The sequence below is a fragment of the Streptomyces solicavernae genome (assembly GCF_029968095.1).
In the GTDB taxonomy this organism is placed as follows: Bacteria; Actinomycetota; Actinomycetes; order Streptomycetales; family Streptomycetaceae; genus Streptomyces; species Streptomyces solicavernae.
In genome coordinates this window covers 1-16207 of the sequence record NZ_JASCIR010000023.1, presented here as the reverse complement: position 1 = coordinate 16207, position 16207 = coordinate 1, and the positions used below count along the sequence as shown (strand labels likewise).

Annotated in this window: 11 protein-coding genes and 1 pseudogene; 7 read left to right on the top strand and 5 right to left on the bottom strand. The window is 68.9% G+C overall.

Annotated elements, in window-relative coordinates:
* Nucleotides 1–53: 53 nt before the first annotated feature.
* The 5 genes and pseudogenes from QIS99_RS23155 to QIS99_RS23135 form a co-directional block, all read right to left on the bottom strand.
* Nucleotides 54–737, bottom strand: a pseudogene (locus QIS99_RS23155) (TPM domain-containing protein); the annotation flags it as partial.
* 91 nt (nt 738–828) lie between these two features.
* Nucleotides 829–1599: a succinate dehydrogenase/fumarate reductase iron-sulfur subunit gene (locus QIS99_RS23150; protein ID WP_282515529.1), complete on the bottom strand. Its 771-nt coding sequence runs from the start codon at nt 1597–1599 to the stop codon at nt 829–831.
* Entirely contained in the window at nt 1596–3548 is a 1953-nt protein-coding gene (locus tag QIS99_RS23145) for a fumarate reductase/succinate dehydrogenase flavoprotein subunit (RefSeq protein WP_282515528.1), read from the bottom strand. Before QIS99_RS23145 ends, QIS99_RS23150 begins: the two co-directional genes overlap by 4 nt.
* 13 nt (nt 3549–3561) lie before the next feature.
* Nucleotides 3562–4386: a hypothetical protein gene (locus QIS99_RS23140; protein ID WP_282515527.1), complete on the bottom strand. Its 825-nt coding sequence runs from the start codon at nt 4384–4386 to the stop codon at nt 3562–3564.
* Between the two features lie 148 nt (nt 4387–4534).
* Nucleotides 4535–4822, bottom strand: a complete 288-nt coding sequence (locus tag QIS99_RS23135; RefSeq protein WP_282515526.1) for a hypothetical protein — start codon at nt 4820–4822, stop codon at nt 4535–4537.
* 362 nt (nt 4823–5184) lie between these two features.
* Between QIS99_RS23135 and QIS99_RS23130 the strand changes: the two genes are divergently transcribed.
* The 7 genes from QIS99_RS23130 (at nt 5185) to QIS99_RS23100 (ending at nt 16090) form a co-directional block, all read left to right on the top strand.
* Entirely contained in the window at nt 5185–7653 is a 2469-nt protein-coding gene (locus tag QIS99_RS23130; RefSeq protein WP_282515525.1) for an ABC transporter family substrate-binding protein, read from the top strand.
* 176 nt (nt 7654–7829) lie between these two features.
* Entirely contained in the window at nt 7830–9737 is a 1908-nt protein-coding gene (typA, locus tag QIS99_RS23125) for a translational GTPase TypA (protein ID WP_282515524.1), read from the top strand.
* A gap of 513 nt (nt 9738–10250) precedes the next feature.
* Complete coding sequence (locus QIS99_RS23120) at nt 10251–11870, top strand: peptide ABC transporter substrate-binding protein (RefSeq protein WP_282515523.1); 1620 nt, start codon at nt 10251–10253, stop codon at nt 11868–11870.
* A gap of 148 nt (nt 11871–12018) precedes the next feature.
* The gene (locus QIS99_RS23115) at nt 12019–12948 is read left to right on the top strand and encodes an ABC transporter permease (RefSeq protein ID WP_282515522.1); all 930 of its coding nucleotides are present in this window, start codon (nt 12019–12021) and stop codon (nt 12946–12948) included.
* Nucleotides 12941–13879, top strand: coding sequence for an ABC transporter permease (locus QIS99_RS23110; protein WP_282515521.1), 939 nt, complete (start codon nt 12941–12943; stop codon nt 13877–13879). Before QIS99_RS23115 ends, QIS99_RS23110 begins: the two co-directional genes overlap by 8 nt.
* Nucleotides 13880–13890: 11 nt before the next feature.
* Nucleotides 13891–14949: an ABC transporter ATP-binding protein gene (locus QIS99_RS23105; RefSeq protein WP_282515520.1), complete on the top strand. Its 1059-nt coding sequence runs from the start codon at nt 13891–13893 to the stop codon at nt 14947–14949.
* Nucleotides 14942–16090 carry an ABC transporter ATP-binding protein gene (locus tag QIS99_RS23100; RefSeq protein WP_282515519.1) on the top strand — a complete coding sequence of 383 codons (1149 nt, stop codon included), beginning with the start codon at nt 14942–14944 and terminating at the stop codon, nt 16088–16090. The genes QIS99_RS23105 and QIS99_RS23100 overlap by 8 nt, the downstream gene beginning before the upstream one ends.
* Nucleotides 16091–16207 lie beyond the last annotated feature (117 nt).

Below are 16207 nucleotides of genomic sequence, written 5' to 3'. Positions count from 1 at the left end.
GTGACCCGGCATTGGGGGCTAGGGCTGGGCTAGGGCCTGTCCGGCGGCGTCGGCGGCGTCGGCGGCGTCGGCGGCGGGGTGGGCTCGTCGCCGTGCGGGGTGGTGCGGGTGGTGGCCCGCCGCTTCCGCCGGGTGTGTGCATACGCCGCGAGCGCCCCCACGCCCCCCACCACGACGATCGGCAGGACCACGTCCCCGGCGACCGACTCGGCGCCGGGGTCGGCCGGGCCGGGCGTGATCCGCGGGGCGGGCACGGGCTGCCCGGCGAGCACGGCCCGGTAGCCGTCGGCCGCCCCGATCGCGGCGCCCGCCCAGTCGTTCTGCCGCAGCGCGGGCACGATCGCGGTACGGGAGACCTCCCGCAGCCCGGCGTCGGTGAGGGGGGAGCCCTGGCCGACGGAGGTGGCGTACTGCCGGTCCCCGGTGGCGACGGCCAGCAGCGCGTCGTCCGCGCCGAGGCCGTTGCGCTGTGCCGTCGCGTCGGCCCAGCTCCGCGCGGAGCGGCCGGAGAAGTCCCGTACGTACACGACGAAGAGCTGCACGCCGCGGTCGTCGTGGAGCCGGTCGAGCGCCTGCTCGACGGCGCCCGCGCGGTCGCCGAGCGCGCCCACCTCGTCGGTGATCCGCCCGTCGCCAAAGAGCCTGACCGGGTCGTCGGCGCGCGCGTTCCCCTGCGGGGGCAGGAGCAGCAGGCCGAACGCCGCGAGCGCTGTCGCGGCGAGCGCTGCCGCGACGATCGCCCTGCGGGGCAGCGAACGGGAAGGCGTCACATGGGGGAGCGTATGTCCCGTTATGCCTGGTTGCGACCGGGCCCAACGGGCCCGGAGCTCAGCGCCCGCGCCGCCGGATCGTGTTGCCCAGCCACACCAGCGGGTCGTACTTGCGGTCGGCGGCCCGCTCCTTCAGCGGGATCAGCGCGTTGTCGGTGATCCGGATCTGCTCCGGACACACCTCCGTACAGCACTTGGTGATGTTGCAGTAGCCGAGGCCGTGTTCGTCCTGGGCCGTCGTCTTGCGGTCCAGGCCCTCGGCGTCGGCGGCGTCCAGCGGGTGCATGTCCAGCTCGGCGACCCGCATCAGGAACCGCGGACCGGCGAACGCGCCCTTGTTCTCCTCGTGGTCGCGCACCACATGGCAGGTGTCCTGGCACAGGAAGCACTCGATGCACTTGCGGAACTCCTGCGAGCGGTCCACGTCCTCCTGCATCATCCGGTACTCGCCGGGCCCCAGGTCCGAAGGCGGGACGAACGCCGGGACCTCCCGCGCCTTCGTGTAGTTGAAGCCGACGTCCGTCACCAGGTCCCGTACGACCGGGAACGCCCGCAGCGGTGTCACCGTGATGACCTCGTCCCGGGTGAACACCGACATCCGCGTCATGCACATCAGCCGCGGCCGCCCGTTGACCTCCGCCGAGCACGAACCGCACTTGCCCGCCTTGCAGTTCCAGCGCACGGCCAGATCGGGGGCCTGCGTGGCCTGCAGCCGGTGGATGATGTCGAGCACGACCTCGCCGTCGTGGACCTCGACCTTGAAGTCCTCCAGGCCACCGCCCTCGGTGTCCCCGCGCCAGACCCTGAAGCCCGCTTCGTACGAACTCACTCGTGAAGCTCCTCTTCGCTGAGGTACTTGACCAGCTCCTCCTTCTCGAAGAGGGCGAGCAGGTCGGGACGGACGGGTTCGGTCTCCTCCCGGGACAGGCGGATCTGGCCGCGCACCGGGTCGGTGGCCGCGAGATTGCCGGTCGGGTCGGCGAGCCGGCAGAGCAGGTTGGCGCGGCGCCACTGCCGGTCCATCTCCGGCCAGTCCTCGCGGGTGTGGCCGCCGCGCGACTCGGTGCGCTCCAGGGCGGCCCGTGCGATGCACTCCGAGACGAGCAGCATGTTCCGCAGGTCGAGCGCGAGGTGCCAGCCCGGGTTGAACTGCCGGTGCCCCTCGACCCCGGCCCGCCGCGCCCGCACCCGCAGTTCGCCCAGCTTCTCCAGGGCCTGCCCCATCTCGGGCTCCCGGCGGATGATCCCGACCAGGTCGTTCATGGTCTGCTGCAGCTCCTGGTGCAGGGTGTACGGGTTCTCCGGCGGCCGGCCCTCGTCGGGTTCGCCCTCGACCGGCCCCTCCGCCGAGAACGGCCGCAGCGCCTCGGCCGCCGCCGCGTCCACCTGGTCCTCGTCCACGGCGGGCCGCCCGCCCTCGCCGAGCCCGCCCGCGTACTGCGCGGCGTGCAGTCCGGCCCGCCGCCCGAACACAAGCAGGTCGGACAGCGAGTTGCCGCCGAGCCGGTTGGAGCCGTGCATGCCGCCGGCGACCTCACCGGCCGCGTAGAGCCCCGGTACCCCGCGCGCCGCCGCCGAGTCCGAGTCGACCGCGATGCCCCCCATGACGTAGTGGCAGGTCGGGCCGACCTCCATCGCCTCGGCGGTGATGTCGACGTCGGCCAGCTCCTTGAACTGGTGGTACATGGAAGGCAGCCGGCGCCGGATCACCTCGGCGGGCATCCGCGTCGACACGTCCAGGAACACCCCGCCGTGCGGCGAGCCCCGGCCCGCCTTGACCTCGGCGTTGATGGCGCGGGCGACTTCGTCGCGGGGGAGGAGTTCGGGCGGGCGGCGGTTGTGGTCGGGGTCGTCGTACCAGCGGTCGCCCTCGGCCTCCGTCTCCGCGTACTTCTCCTTGAACACGTCCGGGATGTAGTCGAACATGAACCGCTTGCCCTCGGAGTTCCGGAGCACCCCGCCGTCGCCGCGCACCGACTCGGTGACCAGGATGCCCTTGACGGACGGCGGCCAGACCATGCCCGTCGGATGGAACTGCACGAACTCCATGTTGAGCAGCGGGGCGCCCGCGAGCAGGGCCAGGGCGTGGCCGTCGCCCGTGTACTCCCACGAGTTGGACGTCACCTTGAAGGACTTGCCGATGCCGCCGGTCGAGATCACCACGGCGGGCGCCTCGATGACGAAGAACCGCCCGGACTCCCGCTCGTAGCAGAACACCCCGGACACGCGCCCGTCCTCGTCCTTCAGGATCCGCGTGACGGTGCACTCCTGGAAGACCTTCAACCCGCTCTCGTAGTCCCCTCTCTCCCGGAAGTCCTCCTGCTGCAGCGCGACGGTCTTCTGCTGGAGGGTGCGGATCAGCTCAAGTCCCGTACGGTCGCCGACGTGCGCGAGGCGCGGGTACTCGTGGCCGCCGAAGTTCCGCTGCGAGATCCGGCCGTCCGCCGTCCGGTCGAAGAGCGCGCCCCAGGTCTCCAGCTCCCAGACGCGGTCCGGGGCTTCCTGCGCGTGCAGCTCGGCCATCCGCCACTGGTTGAGGAACTTGCCGCCGCGCATCGTGTCCCGGAAGTGCACCTGCCAGCCGTCGTGCTCGTTGGCGTTGGCCATGGCCGCCGCGATGCCGCCCTCGGCCATCACCGTGTGCGCCTTGCCGAACAGCGACTTGCAGATCACGGCCGTACGCGCCCCCTGCTCGCGCGCCTCGATCGCGGCCCGCAGCCCGGCGCCGCCCGCGCCCACCACGACCACGTCCCACTGCTGCCGCTCCACCTGAGTCATCGGGGCACCCTTCCTAGAAGAACCGCGGATCGGCGAAGGCGCCGGTGGCGAGCAGGTACACGTACAGGTCGGCGGCGGCCACGCTGATCAACGAGGCCCAGGCCAGCTGCATATGGCGGGCGTTGAGCCTGCCCACCCACTGCCACATCCGGTACCGCACCGGATGCTTCGAGAAGTGCTTCAGCTTGCCGCCGACGATGTGCCGGCAGGAGTGGCAGGACAGCGTGTACGCCCAGATCAGCCCGATGTTGACGAGAAAGACGAGCGTCCCGAGCCCCATGTGCCCCCACGCGTAGGACGCGTCCCGGAAGGCGAGGACGGTGTCGTACGTGAGGATCGCGGCGACCGGGACGGCCGCGTAGAAGAAGTACCGGTGGATGTTCTGCAGGATCAGCGGGAACCGCGTCTCACCGCTGTAGTTCTTGTGCGGCTCGGCCACCGCGCAGGCGGGCGGCGAGGCCCAGAAGCCCCGGTAGTACGCCTTGCGGTAGTAGTAGCAGGTCAGCCGGAAGCCGAGCGGGAAGATCAGGATCAGCAGCGCGGGCGAGAGCCCCCACCAGCTGCCGAAGATCTCCCAGTTGGGCCCGCCCTTCATCGGTACGCAGTTCTCCGCCAGGCACGGCGAGTAGAACGGCGAGACATAGGGGGCGGCGTAGTAGTCCGCGTTGGCGAAGGCCCGCCAGGTCGAGTAGACGACGAAGGCGAGCAGCCCGGCGGCGGTCAGGGCGGGCGACAGCCACCAGCGGTCGGTGCGCAGATGCGGGGCGGTGATCGCGGCACGCGAGGCGCCGCGCACACCGCCCGCGGGATCGAGGTCGGGTTCGGTGCCAGTGGCCAACGGATCTCCAGTGGGGAGAGCTACCGGTCGTCGGTGGGGGACGGGTGGGTGCCGCCGTCAAGGGTGCGGCCCGGTGTCAGGGTGCGGCCCGGTGTCAGGATGCAGCCCGGTGTCAGGGTGCAGCCCGGTGTCAGGGTTCAGCCCGGTGTCAGGGTGCGTGCCGGTCCTTCGCGCCCAGGCCCTCGTCGTCCACGTCCGACCAGAGGGAGTCGTCGTACGGCTTGTCCGGGATCCGGATCACCTCGGGCTGGGCGACGGGCCCCTCGGCCGGTGCGGCCTCGCGGAGCTGGGCGAGGCTGGCGCGCAGATGGTCGGTGTCCGCCCGCACCCGGCGTACGTCGAGTGTGTCGCCTACGTGCTGCTCCAGGCTGTCGACGGAGCGTCCGAGCTCGTCCAGACAGCGCTGGGCCGCTTTCAGATCGTCTTGAAGAGACATGGTTGCCCTCACTTCCGCGGTGGTGCGGTGGCACGCTCATGCGCCTGCGAGTGTCGCGCGTCACATCCTGGGTTGTGAAGGGATACGCGCGGATTGAACGCTTCGGTGCGACGAGTGGCCGGTCCCTTGCGCTTTTCTCTGACGTTACGCCCCGTAGGTATGCGTCACCGTCGACCGGCGGGGCGGCGTTGGGCCGGGCGGGTGGCCTTCGGGCGGCGTGTCGTCGTGTCTGTGGCGCGGGCGCGCGCCGGTCACCTTCAGTGGGGGAGATAGGTGTGATCAACTCCTTATACCGCCAAACGTGAACAAACCCGGCCCAAACCGGATTCGGGCGGCCGGGCGAGCCCCGGAGGTACCAAGCCATGGCCCGAATCGATTCGGCCGGCGTCAGAAAGCGTCATGTCCGCAGAGCTGCCGCCCTCCTCACCACGGGAGTCCTCGCCGTGCCCGCCCTGGCCGGCTGCGGCTCGGGCGACGAGTCCGTCGCCCCCGCCGCCGCCCAGGACATCGCGCCCGCCGCTCGCGACCTGGTCGCCGACGGGGGCGAGGTCACCTGGGCCGTGGACGCACTGCCGCAGACCCTCAACACCTTCCAGGCGGACGCGAGTCCGGCCACCAGACGGGTCGCCGGTGCCGTACTCCCGTCGATGTTCACGCTCGACGAGAAAGGCCGCCCGCAGGCCGACCCGGACTTCCTGGAGAAGGCCGAGATCATCGAGCGCGAGCCCAAGCAGGTCGTGCTCTACAAGCTCAACCAGCAGGCGGTCTGGAGCGACGGCCGCGAGATCGGCGCCGCCGACTTCGCCGCCCAGTGGCGCGCGCTCTCCGGCAAGGACAACGCGTACTGGACCGCCCGCAACGCCGGCTACGACCGCATCGAGAAGGTCGAGCGCGGCGCCAACGACCTGGAGGTGCGGGTCACCTTCGCCAAGCCGTACGCGGACTGGCGCTCGCTGTTCTCGCCGCTGTACCCGAAGCAGGTCATGGGGACACCGGACAGCTTCAACGACGGGGCGCGCACCAAGCTCAAGGTGTCGGCCGGGCCGTTCAGCATCGCGAAGACGGACCGCAAGGCGGGCGAGATGACGCTGGTCCGCAACCCGCGCTGGTGGGGTGAGACCGCCAAGCTGGAGAAGCTGGTCTTCCGCGCCGTACCGCGCGCGAAGCGGGCCGAGGCGCTCGCCGCGGGCAAGGTCGACCTGGCCGAGATCGGCGCCGCCGACGCCGAGCGGATCGAGCTCGCCCGCCGCGAGTCCGGGTCCAAGGGCCCGCTCGCCCACGGCCCCGGCGCCGACCGCACGCCCGCGCAGGCGCTGCGCTCCTGGGCGATCGCGCACGGCGCGAAGGGCGAGGAGGAGGCGGAGGAAGAGATCGAGGCCCGCGAGAAGAACCGCAAGGCGATCAAGCGGTACGCGGAGCAGCAGAACGGCCTGCGCGCCTTCAGGGTCCGCAAGTCCCTCGAACCGGCCTACACCCAGCTCGCCCTGAACGGCGCCGAGGGCCCCCTCGCCGATGAGCGGGTCCGCCGTGCCGTGGCCCGCGCCATCGACCGCAAGGAGATCGCCGAGACCGTGCTGAAGCCGCTCGGCCTGCCCGCCGAGCCGGTCGGCAGCCACCTCGCGCTCGCCGGGCAGTACGCGTACGCCGACAACAGCAAGGTCCTCGGCAAGCAGGACACCGCCGAGGCCCAGGCGCTGCTCGCCGACGCGGGCTGGGAGCGGGGCGGTGCGATCGAGGAGAAGAGCGCGGACTCCGAGGCCGCCAAGAAGAAGGACAAGTCCGAGAAGGACGCCGAGTCCGGCGACGGCACGTACATCGTCGGCCAGGACGACAAGCCGGGCGACACCGAGGACCGGCAGCAGGCGAAGAGCAGGGACGCAGTCCCGGGCGCGTACGCCCCGAAGGGCACGGCGGCCCCGAAGGACGAGAAGGCCGAGAAGGCCGAGAAGAAGGACTCCAAGGAGGAAGAAGCCAAGGAGAAGGACTCCAAGAAGAAAGGCTCCAAGGAGAAAGAATCTAAGGGGAAAGACTCCAAGGAGAAGAATAAGGACAAGGGCGGCAAGGACAAGGACGCCAAGGAGAAGGACAAAAAGGGCAAGGGTGACGAGGAGAAGGGCAAGAAGAAGGGCAAGGAAGGCGCCAAGGGTTCCGGCGCCAAGCCCGCCTCCGGCCCGCTCGCCAAGGACGGCAAGGCCCTCACCCTCCGCTTCGTCCTGCCCTCCGGCCCCGGCTCGGAGGCGCTGCGCACCGTCGGCGAGAAGATCTCCCGGATGCTGGAGAAGATCGGCGTCCGTACGGAGATCGAGAAGGTCGACGACGACAGCTACTTCAAGGACCACATCGCCTCCGGCCAGTACGACCTGGCGCTCTACTCCTGGCCCGCCTCCGCGTACCCGGCCACCGACGGCCGGCCGATCTTCGCCAAGCCGGTGCCCGCGGCCGACGGCTCGCTCAACGTCGAGCAGAACTACACCCGCGTCGGCACCGACCACATCGACCAGCTCTTCGAGCAGGCCGTGTCCGAGCTGGACGAGGTGAAGGCGCGCGAGCTGGTGCGCAAGGCCGACGCCCGGATCTGGGCCGCGGCCGGTTCCATCCCGCTCTACCAGCGGCCGCAGCTGTACGCGGCCCGGCCGAACCTCGCGAACGCCGGGGCCTTCGGCTTCGAGTCGCCGGACTACGAGGACATCGGCTTCCTCAAGCGAGGGGCCGCGGGCAAGGGGCCCGAGAAGAACAAGGGGCCCGAGAAGGCCAAGGAGCCCGAGAAGAACAAGGGGCCCGAGAAGGCCAAGGGGCCCGAGAAGAACAAGGGGCCCGAGAAGGACAAGTAGGCAGGTCGGGCGGGGCCCGGAGGAGCGGCAGCGGCCGGCCTCCGGGCCCCGCCCGTGCCGCTTCCCCGAGGTCACCGTAGGATGGGGTAAGGCCGTGGCGTGTCCAGCCCGGCAGGGCTCGTGTACCGGACCGTACGCGCCAGCCGACCACTCTTCCCGGGAGAAGCGCCGCAAGTATGCCCACGCGCCACGACATTCGTAACGTCGCCATCGTCGCCCACGTCGACCACGGCAAGACGACCATCGTCGACGCCATGCTCAAGCAGGCGGGTGCCTTCGCCGCGCACCAGCTCGACTCCGTCGACGACCGGGTCATGGACTCCAACGACCTGGAGCGCGAGAAGGGCATCACCATTCTCGCGAAGAACACCGCGGTCAAGTACCACCCCAAGGACGGTGGCGACCCGATCACGATCAACATCATCGACACCCCCGGCCACGCCGACTTCGGTGGCGAGGTCGAGCGCGGCCTGTCGATGGTCGACGCGGTCGTGCTGCTCGTCGACGCCTCCGAGGGCCCGCTGCCGCAGACGCGCTTCGTGCTCCGCAAGGCCCTGATGCAGCGGCTGCCCGTCATCCTCTGCATCAACAAGACGGACCGCCCGGACTCCCGGATCGACGAGGTCGTCAACGAGACGTACGACCTGTTCCTGGACCTGGACGCGGACGAGGACCAGATCGAGTTCCCGATCGTCTACGCCTGCGGCCGTGACGGCATCGCCTCGCTGACCAAGCCGGACGACGGCACCGTCCCCGCGGACTCCACCAGCCTGGAGCCGTTCTTCTCCACGCTCCTGGAGCACGTCCCCGCCCCCGAGTACGACGACGCCGCCCCGCTGCAGGCCCACGTCACCAACCTCGACGCCGACAACTTCCTCGGCCGTATCGCGCTGCTCCGCGTCGAGCAGGGCGAGCTGCGCAAGGGCCAGACCGTGGCCTGGATGAAGCGCGACGGCTCGATCACCAACGTCCGCATCTCCGAGCTGATGATGACCGAGGCGCTCACCCGCAAGCCCGCCGAGGTGGCCGGCCCCGGTGACATCTGCGCCGTCGCCGGTATCCCGGACATCATGATCGGCGAGACCCTGGCCGACCCGGAGAACCCGGTCGCGCTGCCGCTGATCACGGTCGACGAGCCCGCGATCTCCATGACCATCGGTACGAACACCTCGCCGCTGGTCGGCCGCGGCGGCACCGGCAAGGGCGCGGACGCCAAGGCCGCCGTCAAGGACCGCAAGGTCACCGCCCGCCAGGTCAAGGACCGCCTGGACCGCGAGCTGATCGGTAACGTCAGCCTCCGCGTCCTGGACACCGAGCGCCCCGACGCCTGGGAGGTGCAGGGCCGCGGCGAGCTGGCCCTGGCGATCCTCGTCGAGACCATGCGCCGCGAAGGCTTCGAGCTGACCATCGGCAAGCCGCAGGTGGTCACGCAGGAGATCGACGGCAAGACGCACGAGCCGGTCGAGCGCATGACGATCGACGTGCCCGAGGAGCACATGGGCGCCGTCACCCAGCTCATGGGTGTCCGCAAGGGCCGCATGGACAACATGTCCAACCACGGCTCCGGCTGGGTCCGCATGGAGTTCGTCGTCCCGTCCCGCGGCCTGATCGGCTTCCGTACGGAGTTCCTCACCAACACCCGCGGTACGGGTATCGCGCACTCCATCCACGAGGGCCACGAGCCGTGGTTCGGCACCCTGACGACCCGTAACAACGGTTCGCTCGTCGCCGACCGCGCCGGTTCGGTCACGCCGTTCGCGATGATCAACCTGCAGGAGCGCGGCGTCCTGTTCACCGAGCCCGGCACCGAGGTGTACGAGGGCATGATCGTCGGCGAGAACTCCCGCGCCGACGACATGGACGTGAACATCACCAAGGAGAAGAAGCTCACCAACATGCGTGCGGCTTCCGCGGACACCACCGAGAACGTGGTGCCGGCCCGCAAGCTCTCCCTGGAGCAGTCCCTGGAGTTCTGCCGCGACGACGAGTGCGTCGAGGTCACCCCGGAGGCCGTCCGGATCCGCAAGGTCAACCTGGACAAGACCGAGCGCGCCCGCGCCGCCTCCCGCGCCAAGCACAACTGACCGTTCCCGCAACTGGCCCGTCTCCGCGCCCCAACTGGGCGTAGAGTCGGGCCAGTCGGCGTTTTCGGGGGTGTTTTCCGTGGCTGGCGGGGGTGTTGTCCGTGGCTGTGCAGGGGCGTTGCCCGTGCCAAGGATCTACGCGCCTTGAACGCTGCGGGGCGGATGCCCGTACGCGCAACTGGTTTTGTCTCACCAGTCGTCCGGATTCCGGACATCGCTGACCGATAGATGGGTAACGAGTCCGTTTCGCGGCCATCTATATCGGATCGGTTTGTCCAGATTTCGGAAGATGTACACGTCAGGTGTGATCGAACCGAGACCTAAAGGGTGTGGCCGGGTAGGAGCCCATGGCTAATAGTTGAGCGCGAAGAGCTCGGGTCAATGGGTCACGCGCTGTGGGGAGCGCCGGCTCACGAGCACACTGGGGCACTCAACTCTCGCCGTCAGGGGTGTCGGTGGGACGTCGCGTGCCCTCTCTTGCAGTGAACAAAGTGGACTCATGAGGAGGAACCCATGCGCGGTGCCAAGAGCGCCAAATGGGTCGCCGGTGCCATTGTCGTCGCCCTGACCGCGACCGCCTGCGGCGGTGGCGACGGCGGTGACAGCACGACGGGGGGCCAGCCCGAGGGATACATCTCGGTAGACGTCGGTGAGCCGCAGAAGCCGCTGATCCCGGCCAACACCAATGAGCAGCTCGGCTCGTACGTCATTCAGGCGGTGTTCACCAACCTCGCCGAGTTCGACAAGCAGGGCAACATGGTGATGGCCCATGCCGAGTCGATCGAGCCGTCGAACGGCAACAAGACCTGGACCATCAAGATCAAGCCGGACTGGAAGTTCCACAACGGCGAGACGGTCACCGCGAAGTCCTATGTGGACGCGTGGAACTGGTACGCCAACATCGAGAACAACCAGCAGAACTCCTTCTGGTTCGAGGGCATCGAGGGCTACGAGGACGTCCACCCGTCCAAGGAGGGCGCCAAGCCCACCAGCGACAAGATGTCCGGCCTGAAGGTCGTCGACGACAACACCTTCACCGTCGAGCTGACCGAGGGCATTCCGTACTGGAACTACAAGCTCGGCTACTACACCTTCGCCGCGCTCCCGAAGGCCTTCTACAAGGACCCGAAGGCGTTCGGCCAGAAGCCGATCGGCAACGGCCCCTACAAGTTCGAGAAGTGGGACCACAACAAGCTCATCAAGGTCTCGGCCTACAAGGACTACAAGGGTCCGAACAAGGCCAAGAACAAGGGCATCCTCTTCAAGAACTACACCACGCTTGAGGCGGCCTACCAGGACCTGCTCTCCGGCAACCTGGACCTGATCCGCCAGGTCGGCCCGAAGGACCTGCCGAAGCTGAACTCGGACCTCGGCGACCGCGCGATCAACGAGCCGTACGCGGCCGTCCAGTCGATCGTCCCGACGTTCTACAACAAGGAACTGAAGGACATCGACCCCAAGGTCATCCAGGGCATCTCGATGGCCATCGACCGGAAGACCATCACCGAGAAGACGCTGCAGGGCTCCCGCGTCCCGGCCGAGGGCTTCGCGCCGAAGAGCGTCAAGGGCGGCCAGTCGCTCGACACGGACGTCTTCACGTACAACCCGAAGAAGGCCAAGCAGCTCATCAAGGAGGGCGGCGGCCTTCCCGGCGGCAAGATGTGGATCCAGTACAACGCCGACGGCGGCCACAAGGAGTGGGTGACGGCGGTCTGCAACTCCATCAACAACGCCACCGACATCAAGTGCGTGGCGGACGCCAAGCCGGACTTCCAGACCGCCCTGGACGCTCGTGACAACAACAAGGTCAAGAGCTTCTACCGGGGTGGCTGGGTCGCGGACTACCCGCTGAACGTCAACTTCATGCACGACCTCTACGGCTCCACCGCCGAGGCCAACGACGGTCAGTTCCGGGACAAGGAGATCGACGCGCTCTTCAAGAAGGGCGACCACGCCAAGACCCTGGAAGAGTCCATCAAGGCCTACCAGGAGGCGGAGAAGGCCCTCGTCGAGAAGATGCCGGCGATCCCGCTCTGGTACTACGCGGCGAACGGCGGTCACAGCAAGAATGTCGACAACGTGGAGCTCGACTTCCGCGGCGACTTCATCATGACCGACATCACCGTCAAGTAACCCCGGGGCCTTCGGGCCTGAAACCCTCTCGGCCGTCGCCCGGTGGTGGCGCGGACACACGCACCGCCACGCAGGGCACCCCGGAAGGGCCGCCCTCCCGTTGGGAGGGCGGCCCTTCCGGGTAGCAACCCCCACACGGAGGCGCTACATGGGGCGTTATGTCGCACGGCGACTGCTCCAGATGATCCCGGTTTTTATCGGGTCAACCTTCCTGATCTTCTCGATGATGTTCGCGCTGCCCGGCGATCCCGTGAAAGCGCTCTTCGGGGAGCAGCACATCGACCCCGTCCAGGTCGCGCAGATCAAGCAGAACCTCGGCCTCGACCAGCCGTTCATGGTTCAGTACTGGGACTATCTGACCGGCCTGTTCCAGGGTGACTTCGGCACCCAGATCGCCAGTCAGCGTCCCGTCGCCGACGTGATCGCGGACGCGTTCCCGGTCACCGTCCGGCTGGCCCTCTTCTCGTTCGTCTTCCTGGTCGCCGTGGGCATCCCGCTCGGCGTCATCGCCGGGCTCCGTCCCAACACGGTGACCGACCGGACGCTGCTGTTCGTGGCGCTGCTGCTGGTCTCGGTGCCGTCGTTCGTCCTCGGCTACTTCGCGCAGTACGTCTTCGCCTTCCAGCTCGGCTGGACCGAGCCGAACGTCCAGGACTCCACGAACTACGGGCAGTTGCTGCTCCCGGCGATCGTCCTGGCCGCGCTCTCCCTGGCGTACGTCACCCGGCTGACCCGTACGTCCGTCGCCGAGAATCTGCGCGCCGACTATGTCCGTACCGCCATCGCCAAGGGCCTGCCGCGCCACCGGGTGATCGGCGTCCACCTGGTCCGCAACTCGATGATCCCCGTGGTCACCTTCCTCGGCGTCGAGATCGGCACCCTGATGGCCGGCGCCGTCGTCACCGAGGGCGTCTTCAACGTGCAGGGCGTGGGCCGCACGGTCTTCCAGGCGCTCATCCGCCGCGAAGGATCGACGGTCGTCGGCATCGTCACGCTGCTCGTGCTCGTCTACCTCGCCGCCAGCCTGATCGTCGACCTGCTCTACGCGGTCCTGGACCCGAGGATTCGTTATGCCTGAGGCACTCACCGTCAAGGACGCCACGCCGCCCGACACCGCCGCGCCCGGCGAGCCGAAGCCCGAGAAGGCGCGCAGCCTGTGGTCGGACGCCTGGTACGACCTGCGGCGCAACCCGCTCTTCGTCATCTCCGCGGCGCTCATCGTGTTCCTGGTCGCGATGGCGGTCGCGCCGGGGCTGTTCACCGACGTCGCAAATCCGAGCAGCGGAGACCCCGCCAACCGGTACCTGCAGACACCGCACTTCGCACACGTCTTCCAGGCGGACTGGCTCGGCTATGACGTGCAGGGCCGCTCGATCTGGGCCCGCATGGTCTACGGCACCCGCACCTCGCTCACCGTGGCCATCTGCGTGACCCTGCTCGTCACCCTCTTCGGCAGCCTCGTCGGCATGCTCGCCGGGTACTTCGGCGGCTGGGTGGACGCGCTGCTCTCGCGGCTCACGGACGTGTTCTTCGCCATCCCGTTCCTGCTCGGCGCCATGGTCATCCTGACCACCTTCCCGAACCGCTCGGTGTGGGTCGTCGTCCTGGCCCTCGCCTTCCTCGGCTGGACCCAGATCGCCCGCGTCTCGCGCGGTGCGGTGATGACCGTCAAGCAGTCCGACTACGTGACGGCGGCCAAGGCCCTGGGCGCCTCCACAACTCGGATCCTGCTCAAGCACATCGTGCCCAACGCGGCGGCCCCGGTGATCGTGGTCGCGAGCATCGCGCTCGGCGGCTACATCGCGGCCGAGGCCACGCTGTCGTTCCTCGGCATCGGCATCTCCGCGCCCACGATCTCCTGGGGTGTGGACGTGTCGACCGCCAAGGACCAGCTGCGCATCGCTCCGCACACGCTGCTCATGCCCTCGATCCTGGTGTCGCTGTGTGTGCTCGCGTTCCTGATGTTCGGCGATGCGGTCCGCAACGCCCTCGACCCCAAGATGCGCTAGGAGGGCGTACGTTGACCATCCTCGACAAAACCGCGGACGTCCCCGGGCCGCACGGCCCCGGCGACGCGAACACGCCGCTGCTCGAAGTGCGCGACCTGCACGTGGAGTTCCACACCCGGGACGGCGTCGCCAAGGCCGTGAACGGCGTCAACTACTCGGTGAAACCGGGCGAGACGCTCGCCGTGCTCGGCGAGTCCGGCTCCGGAAAGTCCGTCTCGGCCCAGGCCGTCATGGGCATCATCGACATGCCGCCCGGCAAGATCCCGAAGGGCGAGATCCTTTTCAAGGGTCAGGACATGCTGAAGATGTCCCCGGAGGAGCGCCGCAGAATCCGCGGCGCGAAGATCGCCATGATCTTCCAGGACGCGCTGTCCGCCCTCAACCCGGTGCTCTCGGTGGGCTACCAGCTCGGCGAGATGTTCCGCGTCCACCAGGGCCTGAGCCGCAAGGAGGCCAAGGCCAAGTCCATCGAGCTGATGGACCGGGTGCGTATCCCGGCGGCGAAGCAGCGGGTGAACGACTACCCGCACCAGTTCTCCGGCGGCATGCGCCAGCGCATCATGATCGCCATGGCGCTCGCCCTCGAACCGGACCTGATCATCGCGGACGAGCCGACGACGGCCCTCGACGTGACGGTCCAGGCGCAGGTCATGGACCTGCTGGCCGAGCTGCAGCGCGAGTACAACATGGGCTTGATCCTCATCACCCACGACCTGGGCGTCGTCGCGGACGTCGCCGACAAGATCGCCGTGATGTACGCGGGCCGGATCGTGGAGACGGCGCCGGTGCACGAGCTGTACGCGCGCCCGGCGCACCCGTACACGCGTGGCCTGCTCGACTCGATCCCGCGCCTGGACCAGAAGGGCCAGGAGCTGTACGCGATCAAGGGCCTGCCGCCCAACCTGACGCGCATCCCGTCCGGCTGCGCCTTCAACCCGCGCTGCCCGAAGGCGGACGACATCTGCCGTACGGATCTGCCGGTCCTGCATCAGGTGACCGAGCAGGGCGGCGGCGAGATCGCCGGCCGCGGCAGCGCCTGCCACTTCTGGAAGGAGACGATCCATGGCTGAGCTGAACAAGGGCGAGCCGGTGGACGCCACGCCCAACGTCTCCGAGGTGGAGGGGGCCGACGCCGCCACCGGGACCGAGTCGGTCGAGGCGATCCAGGCGCCGGTCGAGCGGGGCGAGCCGATCCTGCAGGTGCGCAACCTGGTGAAGCACTTCCCGCTGACCCAGGGCATCCTCTTCAAGCGGCAGATCGGCGCGGTCAAGGCCGTCGACGGGATCTCCTTCGACCTGTACCAGGGCGAGACCCTGGGCATCGTGGGCGAGTCCGGCTGCGGCAAGTCCACCGTCGCCAAGCTGCTGATGCTGCTGGAAACGGCCACCTCCGGCGAGGTGTTCTACAAGGGCCAGGACATCACCCGCCTGTCGGGCCGCGCGCTCAAGGCCGTGCGCCGCAACATCCAGATGGTGTTCCAGGACCCGTACACCTCGCTGAACCCGCGGATGACGGTCGGCGACATCATCGGGGAGCCCTTCGACATCCACCCGGAGGCCGCCCCGAAGGGCGAACGCCGCCGCAAGGTCCAGGAGCTCCTGGACGTCGTGGGCCTCAACCCGGAGTACATCAACCGCTATCCGCACCAGTTCTCCGGCGGCCAGCGCCAGCGCATCGGCATCGCCCGCGGCCTCGCGCTCAACCCGGAGATCATCATCTGCGACGAGCCGGTCTCCGCGCTCGACGTGTCGGTGCAGGCGCAGGTGGTGAACCTGATGGAGAAGCTGCAGGACGAGTTCAACCTGTCGTACCTCTTCATCGCGCACGACCTGTCCATCGTGCGGCACATCTCCGACCGGGTCGGCGTGATGTACCTCGGCAAGATGGCGGAGATCGGCACGGACACGCAGATCTACGACCACCCGACGCACCCGTACACGCAGGCGCTGCTCTCCGCGGTGCCGGTGCCGGACCCGGAGGCGCGCCAGGGCCGGGAGCGGATCATCCTCACCGGGGACGTCCCCTCGCCGGCCAACCCGCCCTCGGGCTGCCGGTTCCGTACGCGCTGCTGGAAGGCGCAGGACAAGTGCGCCAGCGAGGTGCCGCTGCTCGCGGTGCCCGAGCGGTTCAAGAGCTCGGACACTCCGGCGGCGCACGAGTCGGCCTGCCACTTCGCGGAGGAGAAGGACGTCGTTCATTCGGCGGTCTGAGCCGGTCAGTTGCCGGGGAAACACACCGGCAACGGCGCCGACGCACCGCCGACATGACCAACCCGCACCCTGAAGAACGTACGGCCGTGCGGGTGCCGTAGGCCGGCCCGGGGGGGG

Excerpts from the sequence above, each read along its gene's own strand:
- QIS99_RS23145 (WP_282515528.1), bottom strand. The coding sequence starts at position 3,548 with ATGACTCAGGTGGAGCGGCAGCAGTGGGACGTGGTCGTGGTGGGCGCG.
- QIS99_RS23135 (WP_282515526.1), bottom strand. The coding sequence starts at position 4,822 with ATGTCTCTTCAAGACGATCTGAAAGCGGCCCAGCGCTGTCTGGACGAG.
- QIS99_RS23130 (WP_282515525.1), top strand. The coding sequence starts at position 5,185 with ATGGCCCGAATCGATTCGGCCGGCGTCAGAAAGCGTCATGTCCGCAGA.
- typA (WP_282515524.1), top strand. The coding sequence starts at position 7,830 with ATGCCCACGCGCCACGACATTCGTAACGTCGCCATCGTCGCCCACGTC.
- QIS99_RS23120 (WP_282515523.1), top strand. The coding sequence starts at position 10,251 with ATGCGCGGTGCCAAGAGCGCCAAATGGGTCGCCGGTGCCATTGTCGTC.
- QIS99_RS23115 (WP_282515522.1), top strand. The coding sequence starts at position 12,019 with ATGGGGCGTTATGTCGCACGGCGACTGCTCCAGATGATCCCGGTTTTT.
- QIS99_RS23110 (WP_282515521.1), top strand. The coding sequence starts at position 12,941 with ATGCCTGAGGCACTCACCGTCAAGGACGCCACGCCGCCCGACACCGCC.
- QIS99_RS23100 (WP_282515519.1), top strand. The coding sequence starts at position 14,942 with ATGGCTGAGCTGAACAAGGGCGAGCCGGTGGACGCCACGCCCAACGTC.